Source organism: Tessaracoccus yangjingae (assembly GCF_055326235.1).
Genome location: NZ_JBUZNN010000002.1, coordinates 503541 through 520205, shown reverse-complemented (window position 1 = coordinate 520205; position 16665 = coordinate 503541). Strand labels below are relative to the sequence as shown.

At 67.6% G+C, this 16665-nt stretch carries 15 protein-coding genes and 1 riboswitch; of the genes, 7 read left to right on the top strand and 8 right to left on the bottom strand.

Annotated elements, in window-relative coordinates; translation table 11 throughout:
* The first annotated feature begins 52 nt into the window (after positions 1–52).
* From ACZK5D_RS05320 to ribH, 6 genes are all read left to right on the top strand, one after another.
* Positions 53–1386 (top strand): IS3 family transposase gene (locus ACZK5D_RS05320; RefSeq protein ID WP_463664529.1). Its coding sequence is split into 2 segments (ribosomal slippage): positions 53–332 and positions 332–1386, totalling 1335 coding nucleotides; the frame shifts between segments, so codons are not numbered across the junction.
* A gap of 69 nt (positions 1387–1455) precedes the next feature.
* Positions 1456–2340, top strand: coding sequence for a phenylacetate--CoA ligase family protein (locus ACZK5D_RS05315; protein WP_463664528.1), 885 nt, complete (start codon positions 1456–1458; stop codon positions 2338–2340).
* A 137-nt stretch (positions 2341–2477) separates the two neighbouring features.
* Positions 2478–2606, top strand: a riboswitch (FMN riboswitch).
* 102 nt (positions 2607–2708) lie between these two features.
* A complete protein-coding gene (ribD, locus tag ACZK5D_RS05310) occupies positions 2709–3734 on the top strand; it encodes a bifunctional diaminohydroxyphosphoribosylaminopyrimidine deaminase/5-amino-6-(5-phosphoribosylamino)uracil reductase RibD (protein WP_463664527.1) in 1026 nt (341 codons plus the stop codon).
* Complete coding sequence (locus tag ACZK5D_RS05305) at positions 3734–4327, top strand: riboflavin synthase (RefSeq protein WP_463664526.1); 594 nt, start codon at positions 3734–3736, stop codon at positions 4325–4327. Before ribD ends, ACZK5D_RS05305 begins: the two co-directional genes overlap by 1 nt.
* The gene (locus tag ACZK5D_RS05300; RefSeq protein ID WP_463664525.1) at positions 4324–5559 is read left to right on the top strand and encodes a bifunctional 3,4-dihydroxy-2-butanone-4-phosphate synthase/GTP cyclohydrolase II; all 1236 of its coding nucleotides are present in this window, start codon (positions 4324–4326) and stop codon (positions 5557–5559) included. The genes ACZK5D_RS05305 and ACZK5D_RS05300 overlap by 4 nt, the downstream gene beginning before the upstream one ends.
* A complete protein-coding gene (gene ribH, locus ACZK5D_RS05295; RefSeq protein WP_463664524.1) occupies positions 5556–6077 on the top strand; it encodes a 6,7-dimethyl-8-ribityllumazine synthase in 522 nt (173 codons plus the stop codon). The genes ACZK5D_RS05300 and ribH overlap by 4 nt, the downstream gene beginning before the upstream one ends.
* 15 nt (positions 6078–6092) lie before the next feature.
* Here the strand turns inward: ribH and ACZK5D_RS05290 are convergent, their stop codons facing one another.
* From ACZK5D_RS05290 to ACZK5D_RS05255, 8 genes are all read right to left on the bottom strand, one after another.
* A complete protein-coding gene (locus ACZK5D_RS05290; RefSeq protein WP_463664523.1) occupies positions 6093–6875 on the bottom strand; it encodes an ABC transporter ATP-binding protein in 783 nt (260 codons plus the stop codon).
* Positions 6872–7672: an ABC transporter ATP-binding protein gene (locus ACZK5D_RS05285; RefSeq protein ID WP_463664522.1), complete on the bottom strand. Its 801-nt coding sequence runs from the start codon at positions 7670–7672 to the stop codon at positions 6872–6874. Before ACZK5D_RS05285 ends, ACZK5D_RS05290 begins: the two co-directional genes overlap by 4 nt.
* Positions 7669–8475: an ABC transporter permease gene (locus ACZK5D_RS05280; protein WP_463664544.1), complete on the bottom strand. Its 807-nt coding sequence runs from the start codon at positions 8473–8475 to the stop codon at positions 7669–7671. The genes ACZK5D_RS05285 and ACZK5D_RS05280 overlap by 4 nt, the downstream gene beginning before the upstream one ends.
* Before the next feature lie 65 nt (positions 8476–8540).
* Positions 8541–9506, bottom strand: coding sequence for an ABC transporter permease (locus ACZK5D_RS05275; RefSeq protein ID WP_463664521.1), 966 nt, complete (start codon positions 9504–9506; stop codon positions 8541–8543).
* 43 nt (positions 9507–9549) lie between these two features.
* Complete coding sequence (locus tag ACZK5D_RS05270) at positions 9550–11094, bottom strand: ABC transporter substrate-binding protein (protein ID WP_463664520.1); 1545 nt, start codon at positions 11092–11094, stop codon at positions 9550–9552.
* A gap of 114 nt (positions 11095–11208) precedes the next feature.
* Entirely contained in the window at positions 11209–11613 is a 405-nt protein-coding gene (locus ACZK5D_RS05265) for an OsmC family protein (RefSeq protein WP_463664543.1), read from the bottom strand.
* 152 nt (positions 11614–11765) lie between these two features.
* Positions 11766–14426, bottom strand: a complete 2661-nt coding sequence (locus tag ACZK5D_RS05260; protein ID WP_463664519.1) for a tyrosinase family protein — start codon at positions 14424–14426, stop codon at positions 11766–11768.
* A gap of 331 nt (positions 14427–14757) precedes the next feature.
* A complete protein-coding gene (locus tag ACZK5D_RS05255) occupies positions 14758–15996 on the bottom strand; it encodes a site-specific integrase (protein ID WP_527252169.1) in 1239 nt (412 codons plus the stop codon).
* A gap of 316 nt (positions 15997–16312) precedes the next feature.
* Here ACZK5D_RS05255 and ACZK5D_RS05250 point away from each other — a divergent pair, with 316 nt between their 5' ends.
* Positions 16313–16663: an L-rhamnose mutarotase gene (locus ACZK5D_RS05250; RefSeq protein WP_463664517.1), complete on the top strand. Its 351-nt coding sequence runs from the start codon at positions 16313–16315 to the stop codon at positions 16661–16663.
* The last annotated feature ends 2 nt before the right edge of the window (positions 16664–16665 follow it).

Genomic DNA, 16665 nt, shown 5'->3' with positions numbered 1-16665 from the left:
TGTCAAGTGTCGGGTTTGATGGAGGCATCCAAGTCACGAAGGAGGGCATCGGATGCCAGCACTACGGAAGTATCCCGACGAGTTGCGTGAGCGGGCGATCCGGCTCACATTGGAGGCGAGGAAGGACCCGGCGTCACGGCCGGGGGCGATCCGCCGGATCGGGGAGCAGCTAGGGATCAACCCGGAGACGCTACGCGGCTGGGTGTCCCAGGCAGAGGTCGACGAGGGTACCCGGCCGGGCACCACGACCTCGGACGCGCAGCGGCTGGTTGAGCTTGAGCGGGAAGTGCGCGAGCTGCGTCGGGCCAACCACATCTTGAAGACCTCGGCGGCTTTCTTCGCGGCGGAGCTCGACCGCCCCAACCCCAGGTAGTCGCCTACATCGACGCCCATCGCCATGACGTGGTCGATGGGCGCGAGGTCGGGGTCGAGCCGATCTGTCAGGTCCTCACCGAGGCCGGCGCCAAGATCGCCCCGTCGACGTACTACTCCGCCCGGTCGCGGCCACCCTCGCCGCGCGCGGTGCGCGATGAGGAGTTGAGGGTCGAGATCGCCCGCGTGCACCGCGACAACTACGGCGTGTACGGGGTGCGCAAGGTCCATGCGCAGCTGGTTCGCGAGGGCATCGCCGGGCACGCCTGCCACCCGACGGGCTCCGGCCTGATCGCACGATGCACCACCCGTCGGCTGATGCGCGAGCTGGGGTTACGCGGCCTGATCCGCTCGAAGAGCCCCCGCACCACCCAGCCCGGCAACGGGCCGGACCTGCGCCCCGACCTGGTCGAGCGCCAGTTCCGCGCCGACACGCCGAACCAGCTGTGGGTCGCCGATATCACCTATGTGCGCACCTTCGCCGGCTGGGTCTACGTCTCCTTCGTCCTCGACGTGTTCTCCCGCCGCATCGTGGGCTGGCAGGTCTCCACCAGCTTGCGCACCGATCTGGCCCTCGACGCCCTCGAGATGGGCCTGTGGACCCGGGCCCGCGACGGACACGACACCAGCCAGCTCGTCCACCACTCCGACAGAGGAACCCAATACGTGGCCATCCGCTACACCGAACGGCTCGCCGAGGCAGGAGCAGTCGCCTCGGTCGGCTCCCGCGGCGACTCCTACGACAACGCCATGGCCGAGGCCCTCAACTCCCTGTTCAAGGGCGAACTCGTCCGCAATCGCGGCCCCTGGCGCTCGATCGACGACCTCGAGATCGCGGTGGTCGAATGGGTCCACTGGTACAACCATCGGCGCCTCCACGGAGAGATCGGCCTGATCCCACCCGTCGAATACGAGACCGCCCACTACAGCGCCAGAGCACACGCGACGGCCTGCACCCAGCCCTTCGACGAGCCCGAGCGTGCAATCCATGCCTCCATCAAAGCCGGAACTTGACACCGCATCCTCTCCTCCTACGCCCGCGTCAACGACTGGGCCCAGGTGAAGGTCGGTCCACGCCGGCGTGTGCCGACCGCGATCGTGTCCACCCGCAACCCCGCCCACCAGTCAGCGGTTGTCGGCGCCTCCCTGCGCAACCCCCTGGTCCCCACCCTCCGACTCGACGCCACACAGCCCATCGCAGACCTGGTTCAGGCGCTGAACCGGTTCCAGCCCCGACTACTGGTGTGTTACGCCTCGATGCTGACGCCACTGGCCGAAGCCCAGACAACCGGGAACCTCCACATCTCGCCGGAGAAGGTGATCACCGCCTCCGAGGAGCAGTTGCCTCCAGCCCGTCAGGCGGCCATCGACGCCTGGGGCGTGCAGGTGATCAACACCTACGCCGCCACAGAAACCGCCACCATCGCCTCGACCTGCAGCCACGGCTCGATGCACCTGTACGAGGACTTCGTCATCATCGAACCCGTCGACAACACCTACCGGCCCGTCCCCGACGGCCAACTGGCCGACCGTCTCCTGGCCACCGTCCTCTTCAGCCGCACCCTGCCACTGATCCGCTACGAACTGACCGACTCCATCCGGCTGGCCACCCAACCCTGCAAGTGTGGACTACCCTTCCGGTGCCTCGACACCGTCGCCGGCCGCACCGAAGCGACCCTCCGCATGCACAGCAAGACCGGAGAACCCGTGCAGGTTCAGCCCGGCGTGTTCCACGACGCCCTCGAACCGGTAGCCGTCCACGGCTGGCAGGTCCAACAAACCAACGAGGGGATCACGGTACGAATCGTGGACCCCGACCAACAGGTGGACCTCCACCAGATCACCCGCCGACTCCGAGCCGGACTCGCAGCCGCAGGCGTCAGCGACGATATCCACATGGGCTTCACCGCAGTTCACGACCTTGCCCGCACCCCGCTCGGCAAGGCCCCCCTCATCAGCGGGCTATGAGTAGCCGCCCAACTCCTCCGAGAAGCCCGGACTTGCGTAGAGATACAGCAGCCACATCAGAGTCACCCCGCCACGGTTGACGTTCTCGGAATTGACTGCCGGGGCTCGCGGATGCATCCTTGCCCGGAGATACACGTATGCGTGCTCTGGGGGCGGTGAAATTCCGCACCGGCGGTGATAGTCCGCGACCCGGCCAACTTGTTGGCCGGTTGACCAGGTGGAACTCCTGGACCGACGGTCAAAGTCCGGATGGGAAGCGCACGCTACGGTCAGCGGCAGCGTACCTGCCGCCTGATCGTGTTGCCCCCGAACGCGCCCGAAATGGGAAGTGGGGCGCCGTGACCGAATCACCGGCAGAACTGGCTGCCATGAGACGCGCCCTCGACCTGGCCGTCATGGACGACGCACCGTTCGGGCCGAACCCGCGCGTGGGCTGCGTGATGCTCTCACCTGAGGGTCGTCCCATCGCCGAGGGGCACCACCGCGGCGCGGGCACGCCGCACGCTGAGGTCGACGCGCTCGCCGCAGCCGGCGACCTCGCGAGGGGGGCGACTGCTGTCGTCACGCTCGAGCCGTGCAACCACACGGGCCGGACCGGGCCGTGCACCGAGGCGTTGATCTCGGCCGGGGTGCGTCGGGTGGTGTTCGCCCAAGCTGATCCCAATCCGGAGGCGGCGGGCGGCGCCGGGCGGCTGCGTGACGCGGGCGTCGACGTCGAGGGCGGGGTGCTCGCCGATGAGTCGGCTGAGGTGAACCGCCAGTGGACGGTCGCTGTCACCCGGGGTCGGCCGTACGTGACGTGGAAGTTCGCCGCGACACTCGACGGGCGCACGGCCGCCGCTGACGGCAGTTCACGCTGGGTGTCCTCGCGCGCCGCGCGTGCAGACGCGCACCGGCTTCGCGCACGCTGCGACGTCATCCTCGCCGGGACCGGCACTGTGGCCGTCGACGACCCACACCTCACGGTCCGCCACCGCGACGGCGCCCTTCTCGGGACCCAGCCACTGCGCGTCGTCATGGGGCTGCGCGAGCCGAAGCCGGGAAGTCGGGTGCTCGACGATGCTGGCGAGACGGTGCACCTGCGCACCCGTGATCCACGGGCTGCGCTCGCCGAACTGCACCGGCTTCAGCGGCGCCACGTGCTCCTGGAAGGCGGCCCCACCCTGGCGGCCCCGTTCCTCCACGAGGGCCTGATCGACGAGGTGGTGGCCTACGTGGCGCCGACCCTGCTGGGAGCCGGCAGCCCCGTGATCGGCGACCTCGGCATCACCACTATCGGCGACGCCTTGCAACTCACCCTCATCGACGTCACCCTCCTCCCCCCGCTCGACCCTGGCGACCAGGCCAACCTTCGGCTCACCCTGCGCCGAACCACCCTCGAAGGAGAATGCTGATGTTCACCGGAATCGTCGAAGAACTGGGCCACGTGGTGGCCCTCGAGCCCTACCCTGACGCGCTGCGTCTGACGATCGCCGGGCCCCTGGTCACGAGCGACGCCGCCCCGGGCGAGTCGATCGCCGTCAACGGCTGTTGTCTGACCGTCGTGACCCTCGACGGCGCCGCATTCACCGCCGATCTGATGCAGGAGACCCTCGACAAGACCTCCCTCGGATCCCTCGTACCAGGCAGCCCTGTCAACCTCGAACGTCCGGTCACCGCGACCGCACGTCTCGGCGGCCACATCGTCCAGGGACACGTCGACGGCACCGGCCACGTCGTGTCCCGCGAGCCGAGCGAGCACTGGGACACCGTCACGTTCTCACTGCCCACAGCGCTGGCCCGCTACGTTGTAGCGAAAGGATCGATCGCCGTGGACGGCACCAGCCTCACGGTCGTCGAGGTCGACGACGAGGCCGGGACGTTCACCGTCGGTCTGATCCCTGAGACCCTGGCCCGCACCACCCTGGGCCTCCGGCAGGTTGGCGACCCTGTCAACCTGGAGGTCGACATCATCGCCAAATACGTCGAGCGGCTGGTCACGCAATGATCCGGCTGGACACCATCGAGCGGGCAATCGCCGACATCGCCGCGGGGCAGGCCGTGGTGGTGGTCGACGACGAGTCCCGCGAGAACGAGGGCGACATCATCTTCGCCGCCGAGAAGGCCACCGCCGAGCTGATGGCCTTCACAATCCGGCACTCCAGCGGCGTGATCTGCGCCCCCATGCCCGGAGACCTGCTGGACCGCATGCAGATTCCGCTGATGACCCGCGACAACGACGACCAGTACCGCACCGCGTTCACCGTCACCGTCGACGCCCGCCACGGCGTGAGCACCGGAATCAGCGCCGCCGACCGCGCCCACACCGTCCAGGTCCTGGCAGACCCCGACACGCAACCCGCAGACCTCACCCGCCCTGGCCACGTCTTCCCGCTGCGCTACCGAGAGGGCGGCGTGCTGGCACGCCGCGGACACACCGAGGCCGCCGTCGACCTGGCCAGGCTCGCCGGGCTGCAGCCCGTGGGCGTCCTCGTGGAGATCGTCAACGACGACGGCACCATGAAACGCGGCCAGCAGCTCCGCGACTTCGCCGACCAACACGGCCTCGCGATGATCTCCATCGACGACCTCGCCGCCCACCGCGAACGCGCCGAGCAGCTCGTCGAGCGCGTCACCGAGGCCCTGCTCCCCACCCGACACGGCGACTTCCGCGCGCTCGGCTACCGCAGCAAACTCGACGGCGAGGAACAGGTGGCCCTGGCGCTCGGCGACCTCACCGGCCCCGAACCAGTCCTGACCCGCGTCCACTCCGAATGCCTCACCGGCGACGTGTTCGGCAGCACCCGCTGCGACTGCGGACCCCAACTCGACCTCGCGCTGGCCAGGATCGCAGCCGAAGGCCGCGGCCTGCTCATCTACCTGCGCGGGCACGAGGGTCGCGGCATCGGCCTGGTGGCCAAGATCAACGCCTACGCCCTCCAGGAGACCGGACGAGACACCGTCGACGCCAACACCGACCTCGGGCTCCCCGTCGACGCCCGCCGCTACACCCTGGCCGCGCAGATCATCCGCGACCTCGGCGTCGACGCCATACGCCTGATGACCAACAACCCCACCAAAGTCACCGCACTCCAACAGCTCGGCACCAACGTCGCCGGACGAGTCTCCCTAGTCGTCCCACCAGGGACTCACAACCTCGCCTACCTCACCACCAAACGCGACCGCATGGGACACCTCATCCCCGACCTCCCACCCGAGCAGGAAAGAGCACTGACATGAGCAGACACGGCGCCCCAGAAACGCGCGACGTCGACGCCCGCGGACTCACCGTCGCCATCGTCGCGGCCAGCTGGCACACGGAAGTGATGGACGGCCTCCTCGCCGGCGCACTCCGCGCCTGCACCGAGGCCGGCACCGAACCGACAGTGATCCGAGTCCCCGGCAGCTTCGAGCTGCCCGTCGCCGCCGACGCGGTGGCCAGCACCCACGACGCCGTCGTCGCACTCGGCGTCGTCATCCGCGGCGGCACCCCCCACTTCGACTACGTGTGCTCCGCCGCCACCGACGGACTCACCCGAGTCGCACTCGACCACGCCACCCCCGTCGGCTTCGGCCTCCTGACCTGCGACACCGAAGACCAAGCGCTCGCCCGAGCCGGACTCGCCGACTCAATCGAGGACAAAGGCCACGAAGCCGCCCACGCAGCCATCGACACCGCACTGACCCTTCGACGCCTGCGCTCACCGCACAGGCCCTCCGCCCGACGCGCAGACCAGGCCGACGCGGCTCGGCGCTAGGTTACGCCCGGGTGATCAGCGGGAACCGGCGTGGAGGCGGGGAATTGCACTGATGAGCTGGCGCGTGTACGCCTCGTGTGGGTCGTTCAGGATCGACATGGTCTCTCCCGCTTCGATGACCGTGCCGTCTTTGAGGACCACTGTGGTGTCGCACAGTGCGGCGACCACGCTCATGTCGTGGGAGACCATCACGATGCTCAACTGTCGCTCGCGGCGGAGTCGGGCCAGCAAGTCGATCACCTCGATGCGGGTGGTGACGTCCAGGGCGCTGACCGGCTCGTCGGCCACCAGGACGGCTGGGTCCGTGACCAGGGCCCGGGCGATGGCGATCCGTTGCCGTTGGCCTCCGGAGAACTCGTGGGGGTAGCGGGCGAGGGTGTCGACGTCCAGGCCCACCTCCTCGATCGCGGCCGCCACTCGGGCACGCCGATCGGCCGACGATCGGCTGATGCCCAGTGACACCAGCGGCTCGGCGACGATCTTGTCGACGCGCATCCTTGGGTCCAGTGAGGCGTAGGGGTCCTGGAACACGGGCTGCACCGTTTGGCGCAGCTCACGCAACTGGTGGCGGTCCCGCAGGTTCAGCTCCGCCCCGTCGAAGAGGACCCGGCCGACGGTGGGCGGGTGGAGCGCGAGCAGCAGTTTCAGTGCGGTGGACTTGCCTGAGCCCGACTCGCCGACGATCCCGAGGCTTTCCCCGCTGGGCAGCGCGAAAGTGACGCGGTTCAGGGCGGGGTCGGTGGCGCCGTGGTAGGTGAAGCCTACGGATTCGAAGGCGAGCAGCGGTGGCTTGGTCACGAGATGCTCCCCGTGGTGAGTGCCTCGTCGAGTGCGCGGGCGCTGGCGACGAGCCGGCGCGTGTACGGGTCGGTCGGTGCGTGGACGATCTGATCGATCGGACCCCTCTCGACAATCCGCCCGCCCTGCATGACCAGCGCGCGGCTGACGGTCTGCGAGACGACAGCGATGTCGTGGGATACGAACACCAGGCCCATCCCATGATCGGCACAGAGTCGACGGATGAGGTCGAGGATCTCGGCCTGGACGGTGACGTCGAGGGCCGTGGTCGGTTCGTCGGCGATGAGGACAGCTGGTCGGCAGGCCAGTGCCATCGCAATGGCGACGCGCTGCCGCTGCCCGCCAGAGATTTCGTGGGGGAACGCCCGCGACAGCCGCTGGGTGTCGGGTAGCGCTACCTCTGCCAACGCCCGCTCGACGGCGCCCTTCACAGCGTGTCCACGCAAGCCTTGGTGCCGCCGGAGGGGCTCGGCGATCAGGTCGCCGACACGGGTGAGGGGATCGAGCGCGGTGGAGGGGTCCTGGAAGATCTTCGCCATCCGGCGTCCCCGGATCCCCAGCACCTGCTTCTTGGAGGCGCCGACGATCTGGGTGCCGTCGACGCGAACAGACCCTGAGGACGTCAGTGACCGGGGCAACAGGCCTAGCAGCGCCAAGGTGGTGACCGACTTCCCCGAGCCAGACTCGCCGATGATCCCGACCCGTTCGCCCGGGTCCAGGCTGAACGAGATGCCGTCGACGACGCGCTTGCCGGATCCCGCGACCGTGATGCTGAGATCCTCAACCTCGATGCTCATCTGCGCTCCCGCCGGGTCGGATCGTACCGCTCGCGTAGGCCGTCGGCCAGAGAGTTCGCCCCCAGCACGATCGCCACAATGACCACGCCCGGCGCGACGGCGCCCCACGGGGCGGTCAGCACGGTGCTCTGCGCGCCCTGCAACAGACGGCCCAGCGACGAGTTGGGCGGCGGGACCCCCAGTCCGAGGTACGAGAGGCTCGCCTCCGCGAGGACCGCGGTGCCGAAGATGAGCGCGGCGGTCACCACGAGCGTGGGCCACATGTTGGGCAGCAGGTGGATGAACACGATACGAAGCCAACTGGTGCCCGACGTGCGGGCAGCGGTGACGAACTGCCGCCGCAGCAGCCCTTTGGCCAGGATGCGGGTGAGTCGCGCCACCACCGCCGAGGCTGCCAATCCGATCGAGACCACCGCCGAGGTCAGGCTGGCGCCCTGCATGGCGCCGATCAACATCGCGAGCAATAGCGTGGGGAAGGCGATCACCACGTCCAGGAGAGAGGACTGCACGTCGTCGACCCAGCCGGTGGCGAACGCGGCGAGCAGGCCGACGATGACGCCGATGGCCATCGCTATCGCCATGCTGCTGAGACCGACCGTCAGTGCGATCCTCGTGCCCACCATGACGAAGCTGGCGGTGTCGCGGCCAAGCTTGTCCGTGCCCAACCAGTGATCAGGTCCGGGGGCCTCGAGCCGTCCACCAGTGGTGTCGGCGAGGTCGTAGGGCAACCAGAAGACCGACACCAACCCGACGATCCCCACGGCAGCCAACAACACCAGCCCCACCAGGAGGCTCACCGGCATACCCCGCCGTCGAGCCGGCGCCGGGGCGATCGGCTCGGGCGCGCTTCGGATCTCGATCCCGGCGCTCACGCGTGCGCCCCGGAAAGGCTGGACCGCAGGCGCGGGTCGACGATGCGCTGCACCACGTCGGCGGCGAAACCGACGATCAGCACGAAGAACGTGGTCACCAGAAGGATCCCCTGGATGCTGGGGTAGTCATGCTGGGCGATGGCTTTGGTGAGCATGCTCCCCAACCCGGGCAGCGTGAACACGCTCTCCACCACCACGGCGCCCAGCAGTGTGGACGCGAGCTCGATCCCCAGGATCGAGATGACGGGCACCGAGGCGTTGCGGACGCCGTGGCGCAGGAACGCCTCGCCGAAGCCGCTGCCCAACGCCTGCGCATTGCGGAGGTAGTCGCTCTCCAGAACGTCGAGCGTGGCAGACCGGACATAGCGCACCAGCGAGGCAGTCATGACGATCACGATCGTGGTGGCCGGAAGGAACAGTGAACGCAGCGCCGCGAGCGGGTCGGCCCAGCCCTCTCGCGGGAACCCCCCGGACGGGAACAGACGAAGCTCCAACGCGAACAGCCACACCAGAAGGATCCCGATCCAGAAGACGGGCACCGCGATGCCGAGCTGCGCCACAGCGGTCACGGCGACCCCGAGTCGCGTGTGAGACCGAGCCGCCGCGACGTACCCGATCCCGCTGGCGAGAAGGACGGAGATGACGAAGGAGATCAGGGTCAGCGGCAGCGTCACCTCCAACCGGGACACGATGTCTGGCAGCACGGGGGTGCCGGAGATGAACGAGGTGCCCAGGTCGAGTCGCATCACGTCCCCGACCCACCGCACCAGCTGTTCGTGGACGGGAAGGTTGGAGCCCACCTGCTGCTGCGCGGCCTCGATCTGTTCCGGGGTGGCGTCGACCGAGAGCAGGGCGTTGGCGGGGTCGCCGGGCAGGAGCCGCAGCAGGACGAAGATCAGCAGCATCGCCAGGACGAACGACATCAGCAGGAAGGCGGCGCGCCGGGCCAGGTAACTACCCATGGTCCGGCACACCGCCCTCCTGTGTTGTGACGCTCAGAACTACTCAGGCCTTGGTGATGTTGTACACGTAGAACTGCGAGTTCAGGCCGTTGACCGGGAACCCGGACACCTCGCTGCTCGCCACCACGATCTGCGGATAGAGGTAGAGCCAGTTGCTGGCCGCCTCCGTGGCGATGATGGTGTTGGCCTCCTTGAGCTTGGCGGCCTGCTCCTCCGGGGTGGCGGCCTGCTCGGCCTCGCCTACGAGACGCTGCACGTCGGCGTTGTCGTAGCCCCAGTAGAAGTCCGGGTTGCCATACCAGACCACGTCGCGGTCGTTGACGTGCTCCTGCAGGGTGGCTTCGAACGCACGCTCCTTGAACACCACGGAGTACCACTCGTCGGCGGTGATCACCTTGATGTCGACGGTGATGCCCACCTTCGCGAGCTCGGACTTCAGGAACTCGGCCACGGCCGGGTGCGGGTCGTAGTTGGGCGTCTGCAGCGTGAACGTGAACCCGTCGGCCAGGCCCGCCTCGTCGAGCAGCTGCTTGGACAGCTCAGGGTCGTACGGGTTGACCGAGGTCAGGTCCTCGTACCACGGGTCAGTGGGGGGCACCATGGAGCCGATGAGCTGGCCGCGCCCCGCCCAGATGGACTCCAGCAGCTTCTCGCGGTCGACGGCGGAGTACACGGCGCGACGGACGCGGGCGTCGTCGAACGGTGCCACGCGATCGTTGAACGCCAGGAGCTCCTTGGTGGTGGAGGTGCCCTCGCTGATCTGGAAGTCGCCGCTGCCCTCGAACGGGGTCAGGGCGTCGGGGCTCTGGATCGTGGTGACCATGTCGATCTCACCGGTCAGCAGTGCGTTCGACTCGGCACTCGCGTCGGTGTAGTAGTGGAACGTGGCGCGGGCGTTCTTCGCCGGCTCGCCCCAGTAGTCGTCGTTGCGGACGATGCTCAGCGTGCTGCCCCGCTGCCACTCGTCGAAAACGTAGGGCCCCGTGCCATCGGCCTCCGCCTTCGCGTCGGCCAGGTCAGGGTTGACGATCCACACGTAGGCCATCAGGTAGGGAAACGAGATGGACCGGTTCTTCAGCGTGAACTCGACCGTCTGGTCGTCCGGGGTCGCCACCGACTCGACGACGGCGTAGCTGCTCTTGCGCGCCGCCTGCGACGCCTCCGAGGTGACGCGCTCGAAGCTGGCCTTCACATCGGCTGAGGTGAACTCCTTCCCTGAGTGGAAGGTGACCCCCTCCCGGAGGGTGAAGGTATAGGTGAGACCGTCATCGCTGACCTGGTAGTCCTCAGCCAACAGGTGGGTCAGCGAGCCGTCGTCGTTGAGCTTGATCAACGACTCGTACACGTTGCCGTTGAAGGCCTCCGTGACACCCTGACCACCCGCGTCGACGTTGCTGAGGTTGCTGGGCTCATACAGGGAGCCGATCTCGATCGACGCGTCGGCGTCGAACGCGGCCGAGGCGCTGGTCGCGGACGACGATCCGACGCTGGGGGGCTCGTTACCGGCAGGACTGGCGCACCCCGTCAGCATGAGGCCGGTGGCGAACATCCCTGCCAGGGCTCGCACGATATGACGTGGGTGATTCATCAAACGGTCCTTCCGGTATGGCTCGCGAGCTTCGTCTCGCATGGCTGCAAACCGTCTGGTGCCCCGAATCATTCCCGGGTGACGGGAATTACGCGGTGAGCGGACGACGGCCCCTCACACGTCGGAGGCGGCGCCCTTCATCGTGACGGGGGTGCCAAGTTCGATGGTCCGCGACACCGTGCACAGCCGGTCGTGCGCCTGCTGGATGCCTCGGCCCAGGAGGATGCGGGCGCGATCCCCGTCGTCGCCCTCCGGGAAGGTGACGCGGAAGGTGACCTCGATGTCCTCCAGCCGGTTCCCGGTGGAGTCCTTCACCTTCGAGGCCGTTACCTCGACGTCGAACGAGTCCGGCTCGGAGCGGCGATGCGTGATCAGGTCCACGTCGATGGCGCCACAGCCGGCGATCGCCGCCATCAACAGCTCCACAGGGGTGAAGTCGTCGCTGTCGCCGCTCCCTATGGCGAGGGTGCCCCCGCGCTCGTTGCGGGCCTCGAAACTCAGATGACTCAAGCGCCTCACCTGGACGGCAGCGGGGCGACGGGTCTCTTCAATCATTAGTCCTCCTTCGTCCCGCACAGCCTAGGACTTCCGGCCAACGGGCTGAGGGTGCTCTTTCTCGCTCATCCTCCGCCCGCCACCTAGCGTTGGCACACGCACTGATGAGTCGCGTCTCAACCGCACGCTCGTTTGACGCAGCGCGCGACGACGTCGGGGTCCACCTCGTGGCGTTTGAGGAGGTCGCGGATGCTGTCGTCCCGGAGCAGGCACAGGAGCAGCCCACAGACATCCATGCCCGACGTGCCGCTCCCTGTGCCGGGGTGGGTGACAACCGGTGAGCTGTCGTCGCCCCGTGCCCAGACGGCCAAGGTTCGCAGCTCTTCGCGGGTGAATCGGGCACCGCGAAGGTCGGCGCCGACGGCGCTGACGAGGATCCGGTAGACCCCGGAGACCGAGGTCGGGATTTCGCCGCGGTAGAGGCCGGGTTCGGCTTCGGCCAAGGTCACCGTCGACGTGGTGCCGGTGGGTGAGGTGACACCAGCGTGCACGGCGGCACGGCCCGAGAGGGGCACTCCGCTGTCAGTCAGGGTTACCTCGAGTAGCCCAGCGTGACCGGGAAGCCGTGACAGTTGGCTGAGCGCAGCTGTCATCCGCAGGGCGCTGCGGGCCTGAACGCTGAGGGTGAACGGGACGCCGTGTGTGTCGACCGCCGTCAAGATCCGCTTGAACACACGGTCGCCACCCTCAATTTGGCCCAGCTCCTTACGCAGCCTGGCCAGCCGGTTCTTGAGTTCACGCTCGTCGACCGACAGCACCGCCTGCCATTGGCCCGCCGCCCCGGCCGGTGAGGGGAGGACGTCAGCGGGCACGACCCGGAGGACCCTGAACGCCTCCCCGAGTGACTCATCGGCGCCCGCGCCGGCCGTGAGGCTGGTTCCGTCCGGGGCGATAATCTCGACCCGTAGTACCCGCGCCATCTCCCCGAGGATCACAACGTCGGTGCGGATATCGGCGTCGGTGAGGTCGAACGGCACGATCACCTTGCCTCCGACTGGGACGAATCCCGCCGGGTCGACGACGATGGCGGCATTGGTGGCCCCCGCCAGGACCTGGGCGAAGTACTTCTGCAGGAGCAGCTGGTCGTCCACGCCGGGGTTACCGGTGAGGAGCAGGTATCCGCCGGTGCCGTTGGCGATGTCGGACAGGGCGCCGGGGTTGAGCTGGTCGGCTGTTCCTAGGCCTATCGCGAACACGCGGCTGTTGACCGAGGCTGCCGCCTGCGCGATGGTGCGTTCGGCGGTCTCGTTGCCGTCGGTGAACACGATCGTGGCGGTCGAGTCGTAGCCCGCGGCGACGGAGGCCAGCTGTGCGGCGGCAGCTTCCAGGCCGTCGCCGATGGCCGTCATGCCGGCGAGGTTCGTCGCCGTGGTCGAGATCGCGTTCAGGGCCGCCAGTCGTCCCGCCCCGCCGATGGTGGGCCCGGCGTCGACGACGGCCGTGACGGGCGCCGCGTCGGTGTCGAACCGCACCACTCCCACACCGTCGGTGGGGTCGAGCAGGGCGACGAACAGTGGCGCGGCGTCGTGCAGGACGCCCATCCGATCCTTGTTCGGTAACCCCGACGGCAGGCTCATGCTGCCGGAAGTGTCCAACACGAGCGAGGTGCCCACGCTGGGGTTCTGCACCACGGTGGCGGTGATCGGCACGGTGAACACGTCACCGGTGGGCGATGCGGTCACGGTCAACGTCCCCGTGTCCGCGGTTCCTGCCGCACCCGGCGTGTAAAGCACCCACACCAGCAGATCGGTCACGCCGAAACCCTCGGTCTCGGGGGAAGTGACGGAGGCGGACAGCACAGTGAACGGGGCGGTCACCGACGCCGCGGCGGTGACCGTCTCGCACCCACGCACCCGGAGCCGTAGCGCACGGGCGGTGGGCAGATGCTCGACCACATCGACGAAGCTCAGGGCGGCCGGCGGTATCGGCGCGATCTGCTCGACGCTGAGCGGCAACGTGTCGTAGCACGGTGGTCGCACGACCGAGGGATGACGGCAGTCCTTCACCTCGATCAGGGGCGAGGCCCCGACCCAGGGCTCCATGGGAGCGCCCAACGGCACGGTGCCGTCCCACGGCTGCAGCGGGTGCTGGATGCCACCCACCCCGGTGGTTGTGGCCTGGTCCCCGTACACCTGGCCTGGGTCGAGGCGCCAGTCCTGACCGGGGATCGTCTGCCACTGGGCGAACAACCGATCCACGTTCGAGTGCAGCAGGAACACGAACGGATCCTCGAACGCCTGGTGCTGACCGCCGATGTCCCCGCCGATGTAACCGTGGGCTGCGCCGTGGGCCCCCTCAAGGGCCACCCGGAACGCAGTCCACTGCTGCGCCTGGGCGATCCCGTTGCTGGAATCAATGATGACCTGATCCGAGTCCAGGGCCGGGTCGCCCACCGATGCGGACCGCTGCACCGACTGCGGCGGATCCGCCGGATCGCCGGTGTCCTCCCGGCTGCCCGGGAGGGCGCCACCGTTGTGGAGACTGGCCAACGCACCGTTCAGCATGCCGCTGAACGTCCCGAACAACGATGGATCGGTCAGGTCAACGGAGCCGCCCTGACCATCTGAGGCGGTCCGTGGATCTTCCGTCCAGTCCCAGTAGTGCAACGCGACGTCTGGGTTGGACTGCCGCAACAACGCCTCATAGCGGTTGACCAGCTCGCGATGCCACGGGATGAAGGAATTGTCACCATGGTTGTGCGTCGCCTGGTGGATCTGATCCTGCTTATCCCAGTACGACACCCCGTCCGAGAACGCATGCAGATCCGCCTGCAACACGGCATCGATGTACGCCTGACGCTCCGAAGCCGAGAGATGGGCAATATTGCGCCGAACCGGATGAGCCATCATGAACCCTCTTCACTTGACCGGATGGACTTGACACCTCACAAGGAGCCGTCGCAGGCCGTCCTGATACGAAGCACTGGGTCGACACCGTGCGGCGTCATCATCATCTCGGAGACCCTGGGAGCCTCCGTCAGTGGCTGTCACCTCGGTCCGGGGTACGAGATACGGGCAAGTCCCGCTGGTTCACACCACCTTCACCGGGATCGCCGGACGAACCCGTCGGGGTCCTCTGTCGTTGGCATCCCACATGGGTGCAGCACAATCAGGTGGCTTTCGCACCGGTGAGGGATCGTCCTTCCGCCATCGCGGAGAGTCGCCGTGCAATCTCGCTTTGGCGCCCCTCTGCCACGTGCTGGTAGCGCATGGCCATCTCGGAGGTAGTGTGCCCGAGTCTGTCCATCAGCTCCCTGGTCGTCGCGCCGGCTTGAGCGGCCATCACCGCTCCGGTGTGCCGCATGTCATGCAGACGAAGATCTTCTCGTCCAGCAGCGGTCCGAGACCGCTTGAACGCCTTGTAGAAGGTCCCATGGTTGAGGTGCACCCGATCGCCCACGGCCGTGAACAGCAATGACTCACGGCCCGGGCTCACAAAGTGATCGAGATGCGCTTCCAGAGGCTTCAGCAGGTGGGGAGGGATCGTTACATCGCGAATACCCGCCTCGGACTTGGGTGACCCCACGACGGGCTCGCCCAAGACCCATGTCACCCCTCGGGAGACGCGAAGCACCGCGTCTGTCAGGTCCACGTCCCTCCTGCGAAGCTCAGTGAGTTCACCGAAGCGCAGGGCGCACCACGAGGCTAGCTGCAGGAGCATGCGCCACTGTTCGGGCAGGGCTTCGGTCATGACCTCGAGCTCTGCCAGCGAGGCCGGCCTGATCTTGCGAGCTCGCTTCGCCTTTCCCGCTCCCTTGAGGTGACAGGGGTTGAGTTTGATGACTTCCTCGGTCACAGCGGTGCCCATGATGGTGCGCAGCAGCGCGTAGAGGTGGGCTCGGCGGGTGGGTTTAGTGGCGTCCAAGGACTCGTGCCAATGACGGACCGCCGTAGGTGTGATGGTGTCAAGCCGATGGCGTCCAAATCTCTCCAGCAGCACTGCCAGGAGCTTCTCGTACTCGCGCCGCGTGCGCGGCTTCAACTCACGACGCTCCAACCACCTCGCGGAGTAGTCCTCGAAGGTGAGCTCGGCCATTTCGTGCGGTGGAATTGCCCTCCACCGGCCCTCGGTGATGGCTGCGCTCTGAGTCGCGAGCCAGGCCTCGGCGTCCATCTTCACCTCGAACGTCGTCGGCGCCAGGACCCGTTCCCCATCAGGACTGAGGAAACTCGCCTGGTACCGCTTCGAAGGGAGGCGGCGGACGTGTCCGAATCCGCGTCGCCGTCGTCGCCGCGTATCGCTAGGCGGTCCACTGCTTGGGGTCACACGCCCTCCTAATCCTCCCGTGCAATATACGTGCGATAGCGAGTGTACAACTGTGACGTCGGGTGGGTGATCGTGTCGCATTCTTCGGCGAGGCAAAACCGGTTCTACCTCGCATAACGGTCAGTGAGGCACCACTTCCACCCATCCCGGGCGACTAGTTCGAGTCCTGTCGCCCCGACCAGCAATGGCCCCTGTCACGTGCATCAGGGCCATGAAGGGCCGGCCGCCGCACCCCTTGCGCATCCTCAGCGGTGTCCGCACGTCTGGTTGTCGTCCCCTTGACATGCCCGGCGCGCCATGGTTGCATCGTTTCAACCGACGACCTCACGGTCGTCCCACCGTCACAGAGGACCAACCGACGACCTCACGGTCGTCCCACCGTCACAGAGGACCACGCATGAGCGCACGCCGCCGCTACTGCTTCGAGCTCCACGTCAAGCCCGAGCGGATCGACGAGTACAAGGAGCGGCACGCCGCCGTCTGGCCGGACATGCTTCGCGCACTCAAAGAAACGGGTTGGCACAACTACTCGCTGTTCATGCGTCCCGATGGACTCCTCATCGGCTACGTCGAGTCGGAGGACATCACCGAGGCCCAGGGCGCGATGGGCCGCACCGAGGTCAACGCCCGTTGGCAGGCCGAGATGGGTGAGTTCTTCGTCGACCTCGACGTGGCGCCGGACGAGGGCTTCGTCCTCCTGGAGGAGGTCTTCAACCTCGAGGACCAGTTGGCTCGGGCCGAGGGCTGAGC